Source organism: Candidatus Cloacimonadaceae bacterium, from assembly GCA_030693415.1.
GTDB lineage: Bacteria > Cloacimonadota > Cloacimonadia > Cloacimonadales > Cloacimonadaceae > JAUYAR01.
The window spans coordinates 1-2323 of sequence record JAUYAR010000077.1; the positions used below are offsets into that span (position 1 = coordinate 1).

Annotated in this window: 3 protein-coding genes; all 3 read right to left on the minus strand. The window is 48.7% G+C overall.

Annotation, left to right across the window (positions count from 1 at the left end; all coding sequences use genetic code 11):
* The coding region (locus Q8M98_04725) for an XkdF-like putative serine protease domain-containing protein (protein MDP3114064.1) at positions 1-544 on the minus strand (544 nt) is incomplete at its 3' end.
* Between the two features lie 75 nt (positions 545-619).
* Positions 620-1798: a phage portal protein gene (locus Q8M98_04730; GenBank protein MDP3114065.1), complete on the minus strand. Its 1179-nt coding sequence runs from the start codon at positions 1796-1798 to the stop codon at positions 620-622.
* 5 nt (positions 1799-1803) lie between these two features.
* On the minus strand, positions 1804-2205 hold the full coding sequence (locus Q8M98_04735) for a hypothetical protein (GenBank protein MDP3114066.1): 402 nt from the start codon (positions 2203-2205) through the stop codon (positions 1804-1806).
* Between the last annotated feature and the right edge of the window lie 118 nt (positions 2206-2323).

The following is a 2323-nucleotide window of genomic DNA, read 5'->3' on the forward strand; positions in this document are numbered from 1 at the left end:
CTTCGGTACCGCTGTAGTCATCAGCTCTGCCATAGATGGATACCCCATTGAACTCGCCTTTCTCGACCTTCTGCCAGAGATCACTCTGCAGGTTTTCACACTTGAGGACTTGCACCCAAGAGCCAACTTTAGCATCGGGAAAATGCTCCCGGTCGCTGGTCTTGAGCAGGTAGTTCTCCACTACGGCAAACTCCGGTACTGGCTGCATGTTGTGGTTCACATCGCATTTACCGACTAAACCGTGCTTAGCGAAGTGATCACAGGACTTCTGAATCTCTTCCCGGGTGTAATAGTCACCTTGGGAGTCATGGATGTTGGGCTCCATCAGGGTGACATAAAGCCTCCCTAAAGTGCCACTCGTTTCACTCTTGAACTTGGTGGAGTTGATCTTGTGTTCAAAGCTTCTGCCACTGGCATTCTTGACCACAAAGCCCTTCTGGTTAGCCGGGTTCATTTCGTCAAAGAGGAGCGAGACTAACTCGACTTCCACGTTGCGCAGTTCGCCTTTCTTGACGATCCTGCTCTTAGTTCCGAAGATATTCACTGTACCTCCTTAGGGTTAGTGATAGGTTGTTGATTGCTGATTTGCTGTTTGAAATCTTGCATAATAGGACTCCTGTTATAGATTGCGATTCTGCATAAAGAGCTGCTCATCCGCAGACTGGAGCTTCTCGGTTAGATTGCCGAAGTTGAAGTCGTCCGGAGTGAGGTTCCATCCGAACTCAAAGTTGAACTCTATTGCCAGGGTTAGTGCCAGGCGGTTCTGCAGCGGTTTGACTACGAAGTGGTAGAACATCAGCATATCGCTCTTGTTATCGCCACCAAGCTGCCCTGGGATAAGCTGAGAGACGATCCTTGCCGGGACCCGGTGATAAGCGAAGATACCTTCCCTCAGGTCTTTCTTAAGTGATAGGAAGCCACCTTCTCTATCCTGCTGGCGGAGCGGCTCAAGCCGTATCTTCACGTCTTTGTTCTCACTCTCGATCAGCACAGTGGAATGGCTCTTGGCATTACCTTTCACTTCAATCAGTGCTTTCTCAATCTCAGTATAGGCATCGGTCAGCACTTCATTGCCCTGCTCATCGGTTACGGTGCCATCTCTGAGGGTACCACCTTCCACGATCATGAAGTAATCGATCATGAGTCCGTTCTTGAAGTTATTGTAGTCGAAGGTCTTGATCTCAGAGAGTATCTCGACATTGATGGCTATCGGCAGGCAGGCTAAGCCCCAGGCATTGCTCTTGTGGGTGCTCTTTTTGATGTGGATGATATCGGCATAAGCAAAGTCCTTCTTCTGGTTGTTCTTCACTTGGATATAGTTAGGGCGAAAGAAGCCGAACTCGTCATAGTTCTCTACGATCTGCACTTCACTGGGCAGCATGCGTTCCAGACCCATCCACTGTCCCTGTGCGTTACGCATCTTGATCAAGAAGCCGTTTCCACAAGCAAGATAGAACTTGATCATCTCAGCTAAGATAGTAGTCTGGTCTTCACAGGCAGGGAACTCGGCAGCTTCCATCCAGGACTTAACCTGGCTGTTCTTGCAGTCGAACTCCATCACAGTTGCCATAGACAAGGCATCCACACATCCACTATGATACTCATCGGTATCCAGAAGGTTGAGCAGATTGCTCATCGAGTAGGGCTGAGAGACTACTTTCTTGGTCTCTGCTGCCTTGGAGATCAATTGCTTACCGACCCGGCTGCACTTGGATAAGTCAATCGGCTCTGGCTTGTATTTGGTCTCCAGGAGCTCACTGGCAGAACTGATAGCTAGGTTATAACCGCCCAGTCGCATTACTCTCATGAAGATGTTCCGGTTCCGTTTTTCAGCAATTCGATCTTGGCTATCCGAACGAGACGAGTACCGTCAATCCGACTGGTGTAATACTCCACACTGGGTAGGTCATGGTTCATCAGCTTGAGGTAGAAAGAGCGGAACTTCTCTTTGAGTTGATACAATTCTGAATCAGGATCAGATACATTCTGAGCATTGACGATCAGGAAGACTGTCCATGCCAGATCAGTATTCACATACTGTCTTGAAGTACTGTTCTTGCCTGTTTCAGAGTCCAGAATCACAATGGCACAAGGTAACTGCTTGGGGATAGCATCCTTGTTGAACTGGATGGTGGGGATATCGGAAAACCCCAATGCATCGACTATTCGATTCCGGTCTGCGATAAACTTGTCATGGGGGTTCATAGACTCACCTCTATATTGTTCAATTGTTGATATATCCACTGCTCCCGGTTGGCGATAACTTCAGCGAATACGTTACGGGCAGCGATGCCTTCCCGCTTGATCTTGCCCCGGATGAGAT